The 16,983-nt window shown below is 36.3% G+C and carries 12 protein-coding genes and 1 riboswitch; of the genes, 8 read left to right on the top strand and 4 right to left on the bottom strand.

Translation table 11 applies throughout. The features are described from left to right. Positions 1 to 181: 181 nt before the first annotated feature. Both JG29_RS07670 and JG29_RS07665 read left to right on the top strand, forming a co-directional pair. A complete protein-coding gene (locus tag JG29_RS07670; RefSeq protein WP_084232647.1) occupies positions 182 to 781 on the top strand; it encodes a TetR/AcrR family transcriptional regulator in 600 nt (199 codons plus the stop codon). Beyond that, positions 778 to 3,243, top strand: coding sequence for a YhgE/Pip domain-containing protein (locus JG29_RS07665; RefSeq protein ID WP_045923359.1), 2,466 nt, complete (start codon positions 778 to 780; stop codon positions 3,241 to 3,243). The genes JG29_RS07670 and JG29_RS07665 overlap by 4 nt, the downstream gene beginning before the upstream one ends. 94 nt (positions 3,244 to 3,337) lie before the next feature. On the opposite strand, the gene JG29_RS07660 is transcribed toward JG29_RS07665, so the two are convergent. From JG29_RS07660 to thiM, 4 genes are all read right to left on the bottom strand, one after another. Next, complete coding sequence (locus JG29_RS07660; RefSeq protein ID WP_045923358.1) at positions 3,338 to 4,030, bottom strand: GTP pyrophosphokinase; 693 nt, start codon at positions 4,028 to 4,030, stop codon at positions 3,338 to 3,340. A gap of 63 nt (positions 4,031 to 4,093) precedes the next feature. Further along, complete coding sequence (gene thiE, locus JG29_RS07655; protein WP_045923357.1) at positions 4,094 to 4,750, bottom strand: thiamine phosphate synthase; 657 nt, start codon at positions 4,748 to 4,750, stop codon at positions 4,094 to 4,096. Then, entirely contained in the window at positions 4,737 to 5,570 is an 834-nt protein-coding gene (thiD, locus tag JG29_RS07650; protein ID WP_045923356.1) for a bifunctional hydroxymethylpyrimidine kinase/phosphomethylpyrimidine kinase, read from the bottom strand. The genes thiE and thiD overlap by 14 nt, the downstream gene beginning before the upstream one ends. Beyond that, a complete protein-coding gene (thiM, locus tag JG29_RS07645) occupies positions 5,554 to 6,375 on the bottom strand; it encodes a hydroxyethylthiazole kinase (RefSeq protein ID WP_045923355.1) in 822 nt (273 codons plus the stop codon). The genes thiD and thiM overlap by 17 nt, the downstream gene beginning before the upstream one ends. 57 nt (positions 6,376 to 6,432) lie before the next feature. Next, positions 6,433 to 6,535, bottom strand: a riboswitch (TPP riboswitch). Positions 6,536 to 6,718: 183 nt separating this feature from the next. Between thiM and JG29_RS07640 the strand changes: the two genes are divergently transcribed. The 6 genes from JG29_RS07640 (at position 6,719) to JG29_RS07610 (ending at position 16,819) form a co-directional block, all read left to right on the top strand. Then, entirely contained in the window at positions 6,719 to 7,504 is a 786-nt protein-coding gene (locus tag JG29_RS07640; RefSeq protein WP_045923354.1) for a DUF4931 domain-containing protein, read from the top strand. A gap of 63 nt (positions 7,505 to 7,567) precedes the next feature. Next, a complete protein-coding gene (gene coaBC / locus JG29_RS07635) occupies positions 7,568 to 8,785 on the top strand; it encodes a bifunctional phosphopantothenoylcysteine decarboxylase/phosphopantothenate--cysteine ligase CoaBC (protein WP_045923353.1) in 1,218 nt (405 codons plus the stop codon). A 292-nt stretch (positions 8,786 to 9,077) separates the two neighbouring features. Further along, positions 9,078 to 10,487 carry a DHA2 family efflux MFS transporter permease subunit gene (locus JG29_RS07625; protein ID WP_045923351.1) on the top strand — a complete coding sequence of 470 codons (1,410 nt, stop codon included), beginning with the start codon at positions 9,078 to 9,080 and terminating at the stop codon, positions 10,485 to 10,487. A gap of 278 nt (positions 10,488 to 10,765) precedes the next feature. Then, entirely contained in the window at positions 10,766 to 14,653 is a 3,888-nt protein-coding gene (locus JG29_RS07620; protein WP_045923350.1) for a pectate lyase-like adhesive domain-containing protein, read from the top strand. A gap of 157 nt (positions 14,654 to 14,810) precedes the next feature. Further along, on the top strand, positions 14,811 to 16,259 hold the full coding sequence (locus JG29_RS07615; RefSeq protein WP_045923349.1) for a glycoside hydrolase family 1 protein: 1,449 nt from the start codon (positions 14,811 to 14,813) through the stop codon (positions 16,257 to 16,259). Positions 16,260 to 16,444: 185 nt separating this feature from the next. Beyond that, a complete protein-coding gene (locus JG29_RS07610) occupies positions 16,445 to 16,819 on the top strand; it encodes a cupredoxin domain-containing protein (RefSeq protein ID WP_045923348.1) in 375 nt (124 codons plus the stop codon). Positions 16,820 to 16,983: the final 164 nt, after the last annotated feature.

Below are 16,983 nucleotides of genomic sequence, written 5' to 3'. Positions count from 1 at the left end.
TTATTCAGCAATAATAAATTCTGGAGTAGGCTGTAATAGCTTGAAAAAGCAGTGAAAAATAAATTTTTATTTTAATCAAAATTTTCTGAAAAAAATAAGCATTTCCACTTGAAAACTACTTTGGATCGTACTAAAATTACAACTTGTAGATTTGAGATTACAAGCTAAAGGGGGGATGAACATGAGTAATCAGCGAATTAGTAAAGAGCAAATTCTGCAAACAGCACAGCAAATTATTTTTGATAAGGGGGTAAAATCTTTAACATTTCAAAGCTTAGCTAAGGCTCTCCAAATTCGTTCACAATCACTCTACAATTACTTCCGTAATTTAAGTGATTTGATTGATCAGGTAGGGACTATTTTTATGGATAATCTTTATCAGCAAGTAATTGAAGGATTAGTAGGACTTTCTGGCAAGGCTGCCTTTCGTCGTTATGCTGAAATTGCCCATAACTATTTTGAGAGCCAAGGCAAAATGGTGGAATTGATTTATGATGTGCATAATTTTAGCCATGATAGTCAATTTTACCAGGCAATGGCCCGAGTGTTGGATTTACTCAATAAATTGGTTGCAAGTGTTCATTTGCGGCATATGCACAATGATTCATATGTGCAGACTCTAATTAGTTCAGTTCTAGGATTTACAGTCATTGAAATTATGGGATTTTTACCACTAGATAGCGTCAAACGACAACAACAATTTGAAGAGTTGTTAGATTTGCAGCTCAGTGAAATTGTCGAATTACCAAATAAAATGGAAAGAAAGAGAGCAACACAATGATCAAAAAAGAATGGAAATTCATTGGCCGCAACCGACTACTCTTAATCTCTGTTGTGGTCATGACTATAATTCCTTTTTTATATTCAATTTTCTTCTTAAAATCAGTTTGGGACCCTTATGGTAGTACAGAAGATTTACCTGTAGCTGTGGTTAATGAAGATCGCCCGATACACTATGAAGGTAAAAAATTAGATGTCGGCAAGCAAGCAGTTAAAAAATTAAAAAAGAATCACCAGCTGGATTGGCACTTTGTGACTAAAAAACAGGCTGAACAGGGATTAAAAGATAAAAAATATTATACAGTAATCACTATTCCGCAGAATTTTTCGAAAAATGCAGCCACGGTGTTATCGAAACATCCAAAGAAAATGCAGCTCAAATATAAGACTAATGATTCTTTAAATTATATCGGAGAAGTTATTAGTCAGGTAGGAGCCAGCGGTTTGGAAAAGCAAATTCGTTCTGCTGTCACTGATGCCTACGCCAGTGCAATGTTTGAGCAGCTGCATGTGTTAGGCGCAGGAATGAAGCAAGCTGCCAGTGGGGCTAATCAATTAAATAATGGAACAGTTACGCTTAGTGATGGATTAAACCAATATACGGCAGGCGTTTCTCAAGTTAATGATGGGATTCAAACTTTGAATGTCAAAGTAGCACCTTTAGCTGGTGGGATTCAACAATTACAACAGGGTGTTCAACCATTAGCTTCTGGTGTTAATCAATTAGCCAATGGGTCTAATCAATTAAGTAGTGGTTTACAACAATTGCAAGCAGCTTTGGCGGCCAGCAATTCTGGCGATCAGCAAGCACAATTAAATCAGTTAACAGCTGCCTTACCACAAATTAATAGTGGTTTACAGCAGTTAAATCAACAACTACAAGCCAGCAGCGGCAGTTTAGGTAGTATGGATAGTCTGATGGGTCAAGTTGCTGGGATTGGTACGCAAGCCCAAACTATTGGCGCTAATTTACAAGAGGCTGGAGCAACTTTACAAAATGTCAGTCAGGCCGCTGGTGCTACACAAACAGATCCTACTGCTGTGGCCAATGGTATTTCCCAAGCGGTCATTAATGCTTTAGGACCAGATAGTCTAACGGCAGAACAACAACAGATTATTACTAGCACTGTACAACAAGCAGTAGCACAATCAGCCAGTCAAGGCGGCCAAGCAGATATTGCCGGTGCTTTGCAAAGTGTAGCTGCTAATTTACAGGCTGCCAGTGCGGCTGATCAACAAATTGCTGCTAATTTACAAGCTATTCAACAAGCAGCTCCGCAATTACAACAACTTAATGGTCAAATTGCACAATTACAATCCAGTGTGGCTCAGTTAGCTCAAGCTTCTAACGTGGCTTTACCTGGTGCTAATCAGGCTATTAACCAATTGAATTCAGGTTTAAGTAATATTCAAGTGGCTGTTAACGGCAGCGGTTCGCAACCTGGCTTAGTTGGTGGAGCCCAACAGTTATCAACTGGTTTAAATCAAATGAATCAAATGGTTCCTACTTTGACCTCAGGAATTGATCAATTAAGTGCGGGTAGTACTCAATTAACTGATGGAATTCAACAATTGGCTGCCGGTGCTTCAGCCCTGCAAGAAAATTCAGGTACTTTAACTAGTGGAGCTCAGCAATTAGCCAATGGCAGTGACCAATTAGGTTTGGCTTTAACCGATGGAGCTCAGCAAGTTAATAGCATCAAATCCGGTCGCAAAAATGCTCAGATGTTTGCCGCTCCAACCAAACTCAAGCACAGCAATTATAGTTATGTGCCTAATTATGGCCATGCTTTAGCACCTTATGTTTTATCAGTAGCTCTTTATATTGGCGCTTTGGTCTTTAACTTTGCTTATCCAATTCGCAAAGTCTCTGAAGCTGGTAAATCAGCAACAGAATGGTTCTTAAGTAAGGTTTGTGTCGGCACTGTAGTTGCTGTGGCAATGGGTGTGATGGAAGCCGGTTTGATTATGGTGGGAGGCTTGAAAATTGATCATGTCTTCCAATTCTTCACTACTGCCATTGTCTTTTCACTATGTATTATGTTTATCATCATGTTCTTATCAATGGCCTTTGATAACCCCGGCCGCTTTGTGGCAATGGTACTTTTAATGTTGCAATTAGGTGGTTCAGGCGGTACTTTCCCAATGGAAATTACGAATCATTTCTTTAATGTTATTCATCCGTATTTACCGATGACTTACTCGATTTTAAGTTTCCGGGAAGCTATTAGTTCCGGTTTAGGCACCGCTACTTTTGTAAATTCAATTGTGATTTTGTTAGCTGTAATGATCGGGGCCCTTTTATTACTGTGGTTAACGATGATTGTTTTACAGAAAATTCATTTGGATGGAATTTCACAATTAGATGATAATCAAAAATTACAAGATGTAGAAGAATATTATGGCACTCCAAAACATGCTCTGGATACAGGTGCTGATAAGAATTTAAAAACTGAAAGTTAAAATAACAAATAGATAATAAATAAAACCACTCTCACTTAGGTTTCTCAATTTAGAGAATACTTTTGTAGAGTGGTTTTTTGGATAGTTAATTAGTTTAATTTTTTTCAATATCTTTGGATATTTGTTGCATGCCGACTTCAATATCATAGAGTTTTTGAGAATATTCTTTGAGTTTGGCCGCATGCTGATTAGCAGTGTCTTTACTGTGGAAGTTTTTATAGCGGAGTTTATGTTCAAGGCTCGACCACATTTCCATACCTACAGTCCGAATTTGGATTTCTACGGGGACGTCTTTATGAGTGTTATTAGATAAAAAGACGGGAACCGATACTACGATGTGAACACTACGATAGCCATTAGCTTTGGGATGATTAATATAATCTTTGCGTTTAATTAGCTTGACGTCATCTTGATCAATCAAGACCTGAACTACGCGGAAAATATCATCCAGATAATTAGTGATAACCCTGATACCGGCAATATCCAGAATATTTTTATTAATACTTTCAATAGTAAAGTCGAGATTTTTACGCTGTAACTTTTCAAATAAACTTGCGGGGCTTTTAATGCGTTCTTCAATTAAATGAATCGGATTATGTTGATGAATAATGGAAAATTCGTCATCTAAATTTTCTAGTTTGGTGCCGATTTCTTTAATTGCTGCTCGTCTAAGCATATATAAATAAGTTAGTTGTTTGAGATCTTGAATGCGGTCTTGTAAAGGAGAATTGCGTAATTGGATTTCTAACTGTGTAACATTGAATAAATTATTGCGTTCTAAAATCATAATAACCTCCAAGTATAATAACTATTATACTGGATTTGATGAAGAATTGGAGCTAAATATTAATTAATCAGTCGACCAGCCGGCTTGGAGTAATTGTTGAATGATGGCAAAGCGATCATTACTTTGAGTTAAAAGTGAAATAACTGCCGCTCCCGATGCTTGTGTTTGAGCAATCGCAGGGAGATCCGAAGCTTTAATACCACCGATAGCTACTACCGGGCGCTGGGCGGCTTGGACTAATTTTTTCAGTCCGGAAAGACCAATGACGGGACTGGCATCAGGTTTGGAACTAGTAGTGAAAACAGGGCCGCAACCATAATAATTAATACCCTTAATTTGATTAGCCGCTTGGACCTCAGCCATATTAGAACAAGAATAACCGATCAGCATTTGCGAACCCACTTCTTGAATCACCTGATGAATATTCTGATCATTTTGTCCAATATGAACACCATCAGCCTGAACTTTTTGGGCTAACTGCACATCATCATCAATAAAAAAGGGAACTCCAGCCTGAGCACACATTTGGCGCAGCTGCTTAGCAGCTGCTAATTTTTGAGGTGGCGACAAGTGAGAATTAGGACCTTTGTCCCGAAATTGGTAAGCAGTAATTCCCGCATCTAAAGCTGTTTGAACAACTTGAAAAAGATTAGAATGCGGCAAATCTTGACTGCCACAAATAAAATACGCCTGTAAAATTGCAGGATTAAATGTTTTCAAAGCTAAGCCCCTCCTTTTGTGCGGCCCAATGATTTAAAGGACCATGTCCATGTCCAACTTGAATACTATGAGCAATGGTTGCTGTAACATATTTTTTGCTGATACTAATGGCTGTAGCAAGATCAGCACCGCGGGCTAATTCAGCAGTGATACATGCCGAAATAGTATCCCCAGTGCCGTGGGTTCTTTTGGTAGCACTTTTAGGGGCGGTTAACCAAAAGCCGGTATGATCAGAGAGTAAGACGTAATCATTAGCTTGGGGAAGATCCAGGTGGCCTCCTTTGATTAAAACATTTTTGGCTCCTAAATTTTGTAACATTTGGGCAGCAGTAATAAAATCAGCTTTCTTTTCTATCTTTTGTCCCGTTAGGGTTTGCGCTTCAGGAACATTAGGAGTAATTAAAGTGGCTAAAGGTACCAGTTCATGTTTTAAAGTATGTATGGCTTCAGCATTTAATAAGGTAGCACCACCTTTGGCGATCATTACTGGATCAACAATAATCGGACCGAAGTCATACTTTTTAAGATTAGCTGCTACTGCACGGACATGGTTACTATCACCTAACATTCCGGTTTTACAAGCTCGGATTTGAAAATCAGCTGCTAAAGACTGGAATTGAGCGTCAATTAAAGTTTGCGGCATTAATTTAGAGGCTTGGACACCTAAAGTATTTTGTGCCGTTACTGCGACAACTACTGCTGTGGCAAAAACATGACGGGCTTGAAAGGTTTTTAAATCAGCCATAATTCCGGCACCTCCTCCGGAATCAGTACCAGCAATGGTTGCTACTTGGGGAAATGAATTAATTTGTTGCGGCATTATTTTCCTCCTGTGTTTGGTAATGAGCTGTTTGTTGTAAATCTTGAATATTAATATTGGCTAATTCATCTAGAAGAGCTGCGGTGAAAGTTCCCGGACCCAAAGTTGATTGCTGTTGAGCTGCTAATTCACCGCTAACAGCTACTACCAAAGCAGCCATTTGGGCTGCTTGATAAAGGTTATGGGGAGATACGGCGGCAAAAGCAGCACTAATACTGGAAAGCAGGTCGCCAGAGCCGACATGCACTTGTAAAAGCGGAGTCCCGTTGGTAATTTGTGTAACGGCTGTTCCGTTAGTGATAATATCTGTTGCTCCGCTCATAATAATGATACAGTGATATTTTTGGGCGGTTTGCATGGCTATAAAACGGCGATCACCTTTACCATCAGCAGAATCAATTCCTTTAGCCTGCCAAGAAAAGCCGCCTAAAGTGGCAATTTCACTAGTATTGCCCCGAATAATATCTGCATGAAATTCCTGCAGTAACTGCGGAATAATTTGGTGACGATAGTTAATAGAACTCACAGCTACCGGATCAACTACTACCGGCAGCTGATACTGGTTACCTAATTGTCCCGTCTTTTTAATGTGGGCTACTTGTTCAGTAGTAAAAGCGCCAAAATTTAACTGAATAGCTTGACTAATTTGAACTATATCTTCAGTTTCGGCGCTTTCTTCAGACATAATGGGGGAAGCTCCAAGCGCACTTAAACCGTTTGCAACATCTTGAACAGTAACAAAATTAGAAATATTGAGCACCACTGGTTTGATTTGACGTAAAGTATCCAAAAGTTGAAAATTCATTTTTCCTCCTTTAAAGTAAAAAAACCATCTACTAAGAGATGGTTGCCAAAAAATTGCCTTTAGCTGTGTACACGTCCCTTCGCAAGTCTTAACTTAACAGGTTTAAAGGGTTTTAAGCTTACGCTTAATCTCAGCTAGGCAAGCACCCCTCGCGTAATCTTTATAGGTATACGCTTTCAGTATAAAGCAATTGTTAAATAAAAGAAAGTTAGGCACGCAAAAATATTTAGTCAATCTGCTTCTAGTGTTAAGATTAAAAAAATTGCCTATAATAATAGTAAAGTGATTAGTGGCTAGCTAAATGGCAGCTAATTAGCTAATTTAATAATAAGCGGGGTAGACTATGCAACCAACGAAAAATCTAATATTTCATCCTCAGATTGCGCAAAATAAACCAGAAACGATTCATCATCAAAATAATTATTGTCCCTTTTGTGATGTTGAGAATTTAACTAATATTTTAGCTCGTGAGCAAGATCGAATTTGGTTAGTTAATAAATATCGGACTTTACAAGATACTTGGCAAACTATTATTATTGAATCTCAGCAACATAATGGTGATATTAGCAATTATTCTCCTAAACAAAATCGACAAATTATTAGTTTTGCAGTTAATAAGTGGCAAGAAGTTATAGCTACTCAAAAATATCGTAGTGTTTTATTATATAAAAATTTTGGCCCGTTATCAGGAGGCAGCTTAAGTCATCCCCACATGCAGATTGTCGGCTTACAAAACATTGCGGTTCAAGATAATGTCAGTCGCGAAAATGTTTTAGGACTAACAGTCGGGCAAAATGATTTTGTAACAGTCAATATCTCCACTCAACCGCTGATTGGCTTTGTAGAAATTAATGTCCTTCTATCTAATGATTCCAAGCTTTTTGAATTAGCTGATATCATCCAAGTTGTAGTGCGGTACTTGTTAAATGATTATTTGCAGGGGCGCTGCAATTCGTATAATTTATTTTTCTATAAGTTTGGTTCACAAATTGCTGTGAAAATTGTGCCGCGTTTTGTGACTTCTCCTTATTTTGTCGGTTATTTAATTCCGCAAATTAATGATCACCAGCAGATGCAGACAATTAGGCACGAATTGCGACAACTTTTGCCTGCGGATTTATTAGAATAAGACTAGTATTTTAGTTTTAATTAATTCTTTCAGGTAAAAAATACGGTTTTTGGAGGTAAAAAATTGCTGCAAAATAAACATATTACACTATATGTGACGGGAAGTATTGCGGCTTATAAAGCTCTGATCCTGACCAGATTATTGGTCCAAGCTCAAGCAGATGTACGAGTGGTTATGACAGCAGCTGCTGAGAAATTTGTCACACCGCTAAGTTTTCAAACTTTATCAAAACATAAGGTCTTAACCCAAACTTTTAGCACTGAAAATCCTGAAGTTCAACATATCGAATTGGCCGAGTGGACAGATTTAGCTATCGTAGCTCCGGCGAGTGCTGATTTTATTGCTAAAATGGCGCAGGGGCGAGCAGATGATTTTGCTAGTTTGACCTTATTGGCCACTGTCGCGCCGAAGTTCATTGCTCCGGCAATGAATAATCATATGTTAGCCAATGCAGCTGTGCAAAGAAATTTACATAGTTTACAAAATGATGGCACGCAAATAATTGCACCGGGAACTGGTTTTTTAGCGGAAGGTTCTCAAGGGCTTGGTCGGATGGCAGAACCTGATCACATTATTGCCGAACTGTTTTCTAATTTACTTGTATCTTCCACTTTGAAAAATAAAAAAATTGTTGTAACTGCTGGAGGAACTAGAGAACGCCTAGATCCAGTCCGTTTTTTGGCTAATAAGTCTTCCGGGAAAATGGGCTATGCTATAGCGCAAGTTTTACAACAGCGTGGCGCCGAAGTGGTATTGATTTCCGGACCGACCAATTTAACACCGCCTGCAGGAGTTCAAAGAATTCCCATCACTAGTGCTCAACAAATGCTAACTGCAGTTGTACAAGAATTTCAGTCTAGTGCGGCTTTAATTATGGCCGCGGCGGTCGCAGATTTTAGACCGGAACATTTAGCACAGCAAAAAATCAAAAAAACTAGCACTGATAGTGCTTGGGACCTCAAATTAGTTAAAACAGCCGATATTCTTCAAGCAGTGGCCCAAATAAAACATTCTTCACAAACAACGATCGGCTTTGCTGCTGAGACTCAAAACCTCATGACTAATGCATTGCAGAAGTTAGAAAATAAAAAGCTGGATTTAGTAGTTGCTAATGATGTCTCTAAATCTAATGTAGGATTTAATAGCGATAATAATCAAGTTACCTTTATTAAACAGGGACAAAAGCCTTGGACGACGGCTATTTTACCTAAAGTGCAAATTGCAGAACAAATTGTCGATCAATTAGAGATTTTAATGCAGCAAAAATCAATTATAAAATAAGAATAATTTTAGTGAAGCAATAAAAAATTTAATGAATTTATGGTGTTTTATGTAAAAGCGGTTGTAACAGCAATGTTTTACTCTACCTCAAGATCATTAAGGGCGGTGTTTACTGGAAGCCGTTTTAAGAAAACAAACAGAAAGAATAAAGGATCATTTACATTTTTTATTTATTATACTGGAGTTTATAGTAAAAAATTTTCAGAAAAGTTATTAAAAGACTTACGTCACCATTTTTATTTTGCTAAGATAATCAGGTTGCTCAAAAATAAAATTGGAGATGTGAATCTTAATGAATAAGAATCAAGCAAGAGTTCAAGTCCAAAAACCTTGGTTAGCGATGTTAAGTATGATGATCGGGGCTTTTGTAGGAATGCTTTCAGAAACCTCTTTAAATATTGCTTTACCTCAATTAATGCAGGCATTTCAGATTAATTCTGGTACTGTTCAATGGTTAGTCACGGGATATATGTTAGTTATCGGAATTATTCTACCTTTTTCCAGTTTATTAACTAAATGGTTTACTACTCGTCAAATTGTAATTACCGGATTGGTTAGTTTTATTATCGGGGCCTTGATCGCTGCCTTGGCTCCCAGTTTCGGAATTTTATTACTCGGCCGCATGATACAGGGCCTAGGTACAGGATTAGTATTACCTCTTATGTTTACGGTGGCTATGTTAATTTTTCCGCCTCATAAAATGGGCAGTGCTATGGGAGTCTGTGCTTTGGTTATTATGTTAGCTCCTGCAATTGGTCCGACCATGACAGGGATTATTTTAGGTAAATTATCCTGGCAATGGATTTTTTGGTTGTTTATTCCGTTTTTAGTTATTGCTTTGGGATTTGCCATCACTGGTTTACCAAATGTTGGGAAGATTACTAAGCCGAAAATTGATTTACTGTCCTTATTAGAATCTATTATTGGTTTTGCTTGCCTAGTAATGGGAGTTAGTTTTGCTTCAGATTTCGGCTGGCAAGCACCGTTGGTTTTAATTTTATTGGTGTTAGGAATAGTAGTTCTCATTTTTTACGTTTACCGGCAATTACATTTATCAACTCCGATTATTAACCTGCGTGTTTTTCAGAAAGCGGCTTTCACACAAGGGGCTTTATGTGTGATGTTGGATTTTGCGATTATTCTGTCTGCCATGTATTTATTGCCGCAGTATCTACAACGGGGTTTGCTCTTACCTGTCGCTTTGACTGGTATAATTATGCTGCCGGGAGGTATAATTAACGCTTGTGTTTCAGCTTTTGCCGGGCGTTTATTTGATTCTTGGGGAGCTAAAAAACCTGCTATTAGTGGCTTTATCATTGCTATTATAGGAATTGTGATGCTGATTTTTTCACATAATGATTCCGCAGTGGGTTATATTATTATGGCTCATATCATTCTCATGATTGGATGCCCTTTAGCGATGTCACCCGCACAAACACATGCTTTAAATGCTTTATCAGGGCCGCAATCGGCTGATGGCAGTACGATTTTAAATACTATGCAGCAGATTATTGGGGCGGTGGCAACAGCTTTAGCCACTAGTTTTTTAAGCTGGGGACAGCATTCTTATCATGGCGTCAATCAGGCAGCTCGATTTACTAATGGCGTCCATTTTGGTTTATACTTTACTTTGATTTTAGCGATAATTGGGCTTTTGATAGCTGTAACTTTAAAACCTGAAGCTAAATCTGAAGATCTTTAATAATAGTCACGAATTAAATGGATAGATTTATAAAAATTGTTAATCTGATTCAATGTACAATTAAAAAAGTTTGAACATGAAGTTCAAGCTTTTTTATTTGTGTTAATTAATGTTATTTATAAGAATAATTTAATAGTTAAATAATTATTATTATGTTTATAATAAGCATATTATTATAAAAATTAATAAAGATATGATAAGTTTAAACTAATTTTGCAAAAGGAATGATACAATTGGCGACATAATAATTGTATTTTGGAAAACCGGGGGAGGTAAAAATGATCCAATTAAATAAAAATAGGATTTGGAAATATGGTGTATTAATAATTATCAGTTTTATAACTTTGTTTTTTAATCTAAAGCAGAATGTACAAGCTGCTTCGAGTTTAATGAGTCAATACCCTAGTATCGAATCATTGTCACAGCCTAAGACATCACAGAAGGCTGATTTTTCAGTTTTTTCAGCTTCTAATTCTGCTAATAATTTTAATTTCTTAACTAAAATATCCGACACTATTATTTGGCCAAAAAATAATGACTACGCATTGGAGCCTGATCCAGATGTTCCAGGTGGTTACATAGCTTACGTTAGAACTCCTAATCAATATTTGCATGCTATTTATGGCTATAGCACAACGGGAGATGCTTATCCCCGCAATTATGATGGTTTGAGTACTAGTAATACCATAAATAACATTAAGGATTCAAATATTACTAAAATAGTTTTAATGAACAATATTGATTTAGTAAATGCCCAAGAAAATTCTGTGTCTAATCCTACAATTAAAGTTACCACGGCTAATGGAACGTCTGAGGTGCCCGCTTGGTCACAGATTCTGAGTGCAGTTGCATCAAGTATAAATACTAATGGGACGTATTCGGGGACAACCTTAGATCGTTATCTAGCAATAAAACGCCCTTCTAATAATAATACTTTAACTATTGATGCTAATAATCATTATATTAATGTGGGCAATTTGAATATTAGAACTATAAATAAAAAAGGGTTTCAAACCACTATTTGTTTGGAAAATGCCACTATTTATAATAGTAGCTATTATGGTTTCATCAAAGGTTATGGCACTACCACAGAGATTTATAAAAATATAAACTATTTTGGGGCCCAATTTCTTTATAGCAGGGGAGATGTCAATATTGAAACCTATGGAACTATTAATGCTTTTTCTCTGCGTTCTTATTACGTTCCAAATGATAATAAACAATATAACTGTCAAGGTAATGGCAATCAACAAAATATGCAGGCGCAAAATGTCGACTTTGGTGAAGATTGTATCTATAACGGATATACTTATTCTGGTAATGTATTAGAGTTGACTGGTAGTGCAACTGTTCATAATGGGGCTACCGTTAATTTATATCCACACACCGTAACAGGAACAAAAGGTACAGATATTGGAAATAACCCAGAAAATTCTTATGGCAGTTCTACTGCTGGTGGTCTTTATTTAAGAGGAGGGGCTACCGACGCAAATGCAGAGCCAGTTTTAAAGATTGGAAAAAACGCTACTTTAAATGTAAAAACTAATTTAGATTCGTTTAAATCAGAGGTAAATAAAATTCAGCCTGACGTTATCAAAGATGCTGCCGATGATATTCCCATGAAAACGGGGTATTATACACCAGGAACTGCTTTAATTTTGAGTAGTAAGGCTAGTAAAATCCAATATGTTGATCATTCCAATTCCGAAATCAATCTTACTTCTGAAGGACCCCTGTCTCAATACGGTTTAGCATATGTTCAAGGAGGCATTGTCGATATTGGTGAAGGTAGTCTGATAGCTAAAGCAAATAATCTTGACTCTAAGCCGGCTAATTTAATTCAATTGGGTTCTGATGGTCAAGTTTTTGTTAATAAAAATGGAACTTTTAACGTGGCTGCCCCTGGTGCAACTGGGGTGGTAAATATGGTTTATAGTTCTGGCAAGACCTTTAAAGTTAACGTGTATAAACCTAAATCCTTAAAAATTACACGTCCGAATAAGGATTCCAATATTATCTTTGGTAATGGAACAGTAGAACTTCATGGTGTAAAGCAAATTTTTGATAGTACAACATCTATTCCTTTTCAATATTTGAATTTTCCTTTTAGCGGGAATCATATTCTTGCTGCATCTTTACAAGCACAGACAGGGAAACAATACACGGCACTTTTACAGAGGGAATTAAATAAATTAGTTGATAATTCTAATAAAGCACAATTTAATCAGTTTGATAGCGTTAATTTTACTGCTATTGATAATGGCCCACAATTAAATAAAAACTTAACGGCTTTGGATCCACAACAAAGAAAAATTACGGGTAAGGTTACTGATATTGAAAGTGGAGATCCTATGACAGATGCTCGATTACATGTTGCTTTACAACGAGCTGATTCTGCAACTGCTATAGATTTGGGAGATAAGGGAAATAATAATGATCCCTTAGATGGGAAATTAGATGCTGTTTATCTGAAAGATGTAAATACAGATCTAACACAAACAGCTCTAACAGCTGTTGCACCAGATAATGATACCTGGTTTGCAGATCATCATGACGAGCAAGGGGTAGTTTTAAATACATTAACCGGACCCGGAAGTGAATTAACTTTGCCTTGGCGTTATATTAATGACGCTCAAGTGATCAGCTGGAATAAAAATGAATTTACAATTGATATTGATCAATTATTAAAAAATTATGATGCTCAACATGAGCAAAAGATCGGAACACTTGTACCCAGTGATAAGATTCAGGTGACAGCGGTCAATAATTATCAGGCTTCAGCAACTAGAAATATCTCAATTAGCAGTTTATATCTGCAATTGGATCAACCAAAAGCTCGTAAATATTATCTGTTGGGTGATGATATTGAAATTCCTTTAATTTATCAAGATAATTTACCTCAAGATAATCAGTCTACTAATAAGATGTTAAATGTTAAAGGCTATATTAATCCTATAGGAGCCAGTTTAGATCCAAAAGCTGCCGATGTTAATGGCCAATTAAAAATGATAAATGACAATAAACTTCGTAATACTGTCTGGAAAATACCTGCTCAACCAACTAATAAAGTTACAGCAGATGCAAAAGATTATACAATTAAATTCTATGGGACTGATGAAGCAGGCAGCCAAAGTCCCACTAATGCTTTTGATGAACAAGGCCAGCTAATACCTAAATATTTATTATCATATAGTTATAAGGTCTTCAACGTGCCGAGTTATTCTGGATATAAGCAATTATGGCAAAAGAATAGTTTGCACTTTAGTAATGAGGCTGGGTTCACTAATCCTGATAATTTGGGTATGGGTAAGTATCAAGAAAAGAATTTTTTCAAACCGAAAGAAGAGTCAGCCACTATTTCTAACGTTACTTTTACCCGAGGAGATCCTGGAGCAGGTGATTATGATTCACCAGAAATTAAAGCTGATCCGCAAGTACAAGTTATTGCGACGGATAAGAATAATAATAGTCAGACTAAAAGTTTTTCTTTTCAAAATAATACGCTTAAGCTTGAACCAAAAGATTTTCCGGAGCTAGCAAGTGCAGGGCATTTTAATTCCGGTATTCGTTTTGAAGTTGATACCAATGTACAAGTCTTAAAGGCAGCCAAAGAATTAAATCTGGCATCAATGCATATGAGCACTGAATATCAACATACAGATAATACTTTGGAAAGTCTGGCACTAGGTGAAAGTAGAGCCATTAAAATTGGTAATGTTTATAATTTGCAACTTATGATACCTTCTAAAATTGATTTTGGACAACATCATCTTGGAAAATTTGTAACTAAAGATTATCCGATAGTTAATAAAGAAGAGGTCCGAAATAGTTTGAATTTAACTTATACACCGATAGCTAAGAACAATATCAAAGTAACGATCCAATTACGGGAAAATAGTACTGATAATCCTCTAACTAAATGGTTATTATACAAAGATCCAGCTACAGGTATGGAGCAGAATTTGCTATCTGAAACGACAATTTTTAATGATACAGTACCTGATGTGATCACATCTAATGAAGATGTTCACAGGCAATTAACAACATCTTGGTGGAATGATAAAGATCAACAGGTAGGAGGAATGTTTTTACGTACCAATAAAGATCAACCCCATTGGGGCAAATTTGATACGATTGCAGATTGGACAGTTACTAATAGTATTTAAGTTTAGTTTTCAAAGCCTAAGAGCTCAAAACTCTTAGGCTTTTGCAATAATTAAGTATTGGCTTGTCAGTATAATAAGGTAATTGTTCACTAGTACTAGATGTGACGAAGAAACAAGAAATGCTGTATACTATTAGAGTAATATAAGGAGGTTAATTATGACAACACAACAATTCCCAGTTAACTTTTTATGGGGTGGTGCCACCGCCGCTAATCAATTAGAAGGAGCTTATCAAACTGACGGTAAGGGTCTATCTTTACCAGACGTTTTACCCGCTGGCAAACAGCGGATGCAAATTGTTAATCAGCCTGATTTTGATTTTTCCATTGATGAGCAGAAATATTTTTATCCTAATCATCTTGGCATTGATCATTATCATCACTTTAAAGAGGATATTGCTCTTTTTGCAGAAATGGGATTTAAATGTTATCGTTTCTCAATTGCTTGGTCACGGATTTTTCCTAATGGCGATGATGCTCAGCCAAATGAAGCAGGTTTGAAGTTCTATGATGCCTTAATTGCAGAATGTTTGAAGTATCAAATTGAACCAGTTATCACTATTTCTCATTATGAAATGCCTCTTCATCTTGTTAAGCAATATGGCGGCTGGAAAAATAAGAAATTAATCGACTTTTATGAAAAATTTGCTCGGACAGTTTTAACCCGTTATTATAAACAGGTTAAATATTGGATGACTTTTAATGAAATTAATAGTGCGGCTCATTTCCCTATTATGAGTCAAGGTTTAGCAGCAGCTAATGGGGCTAATGATAAAAAGAATATTTTTCAAGCTTGGCATAATCAATTTGTCGCTAGTGCTAAGGCTGTTAAAATTGGTCATGAATTAGATGCCAATTTACAAATTGGGTGCATGATTTTGTATGCTACTACTTATAGTTATGATGCTAATCCGGTGAATCAGGTAGCTACAATGAAGGCTAATCAGGAAAATAATTTCTTCTGTGCAGATGTGCAAGTTCGCGGTCATTATCCGGCTTATACTCAGAGTTTATTAGCTAAATATAATTTACAGTTTACAGATCTTGATTACACGACAGAAGAATTGGAATTATTGGCTCATTATCCGGTAGACTATATTGGCTTTAGCTATTATATGTCTTCAGTGGAAGAAGTAACACAAAAAGACCACGAGAGTGTTAACGGTAATTTAATGGGCGGTGTTCGCAATCCCTTCCTTAAAACAAGTGATTGGGGCTGGCAAATTGACCCCGATGGTTTAAGAATAGCTTTAAATCAGCTTTATGATCGTTATCAAAAACCATTATTTATTGTGGAAAATGGTTTAGGAGCGCATGATAAATTAGATGCTAATAACTATGTGGTTGACGATTATCGGATTGATTATTTACGACAACATATTCAAGCTATTGGCCAAGCTTTAGCTGATGGAGTAGATGTGATGGGCTATACTCCTTGGGGCTGTATTGATTTAGTCAGTGCTTCTACTGGAGAGATGTCTAAACGTTATGGCTTTATTTATGTTGATGTTGATGATCAAGGTCAGGGAACTTTCAAACGTTATAAAAAGAAATCCTTCAATTGGTATCAACAAGTTATTGCTTCCAATGGTGCTAATTTAGATTAAAAATGTAATCGATAAGGGATGGAAACTTAGATAAGTTTCCATCCTTTTACTTTGGAATAAATTTTGTTTTTACTAAAGAAATAGAAATTATAAAAATAAAATAAGGATAATAATGTTTACAAATGTAAATTAAGTGTTATACTGATTTTAAAGTTTACATTTGTAAACAAAAAGGAGAGGATATAATGACTAAGATTCTAGTGTTAATAGTCGCAGTTCTTTTAATTGGTTTTATTCTCTGGTGGTTTTTTGGTAAGCATCAAGAATCTGTGAGTGAAGCTCAAACTGAAAATAACAAACAACAACAAGTTAAGGTTATTGTTGACGGTGGTTATCGGCCGCAGACAGTTATTTTAAAAAAGAATATTCCAGCGCAGGTGATTTTTCATCGCCAGGATCCTTCCAGCTGTTTAGAAAGAGTAGTATTTCCCGATTTAGGAATAGATGAATTTTTACCAGAAAAAAAGGATCAGATAATTGCCATTGATACCAGCCACACTGGTGAATACGATTATGCCTGTGGTATGAATATGTTTCACGGTAAAGTGATTGTGAAATAAAAACTTTAGAAGCACTATTCACTTTTTTAATTGCAGAGTTCTTCATTGTCAATGACGGATTTACTATGAAGCCATCTTTAATTTCATTAATTAGTTTGAACTAATCTAAAATATTTTTAAATAATTAATGAAAATCTGAAATAACTTATGGAGAAGGATTGTTG

The sequence above is a fragment of the Bombilactobacillus mellis genome, from assembly GCF_000967245.1.
GTDB lineage: Bacteria > Bacillota > Bacilli > Lactobacillales > Lactobacillaceae > Bombilactobacillus > Bombilactobacillus mellis.
Note: the sequence above shows the minus strand (reverse complement) of the source record. Positions and strands in the feature narration are given on the sequence as shown.

Excerpts from the sequence above, each read along its gene's own strand:
- JG29_RS07670 (WP_084232647.1), top strand. The coding sequence starts at position 182 with ATGAGTAATCAGCGAATTAGTAAAGAGCAAATTCTGCAAACAGCACAG.
- JG29_RS07665 (WP_045923359.1), top strand. The coding sequence starts at position 778 with ATGATCAAAAAAGAATGGAAATTCATTGGCCGCAACCGACTACTCTTA.
- JG29_RS07660 (WP_045923358.1), bottom strand. The coding sequence starts at position 4,030 with ATGATTTTAGAACGCAATAATTTATTCAATGTTACACAGTTAGAAATC.
- thiD (WP_045923356.1), bottom strand. The coding sequence starts at position 5,570 with ATGCCGCAACAAATTAATTCATTTCCCCAAGTAGCAACCATTGCTGGT.
- thiM (WP_045923355.1), bottom strand. The coding sequence starts at position 6,375 with ATGAATTTTCAACTTTTGGATACTTTACGTCAAATCAAACCAGTGGTG.
- JG29_RS07640 (WP_045923354.1), top strand. The coding sequence starts at position 6,719 with ATGCAACCAACGAAAAATCTAATATTTCATCCTCAGATTGCGCAAAAT.
- JG29_RS07625 (WP_045923351.1), top strand. The coding sequence starts at position 9,078 with ATGAATAAGAATCAAGCAAGAGTTCAAGTCCAAAAACCTTGGTTAGCG.
- JG29_RS07620 (WP_045923350.1), top strand. The coding sequence starts at position 10,766 with ATGATCCAATTAAATAAAAATAGGATTTGGAAATATGGTGTATTAATA.
- JG29_RS07615 (WP_045923349.1), top strand. The coding sequence starts at position 14,811 with ATGACAACACAACAATTCCCAGTTAACTTTTTATGGGGTGGTGCCACC.
- JG29_RS07610 (WP_045923348.1), top strand. The coding sequence starts at position 16,445 with ATGACTAAGATTCTAGTGTTAATAGTCGCAGTTCTTTTAATTGGTTTT.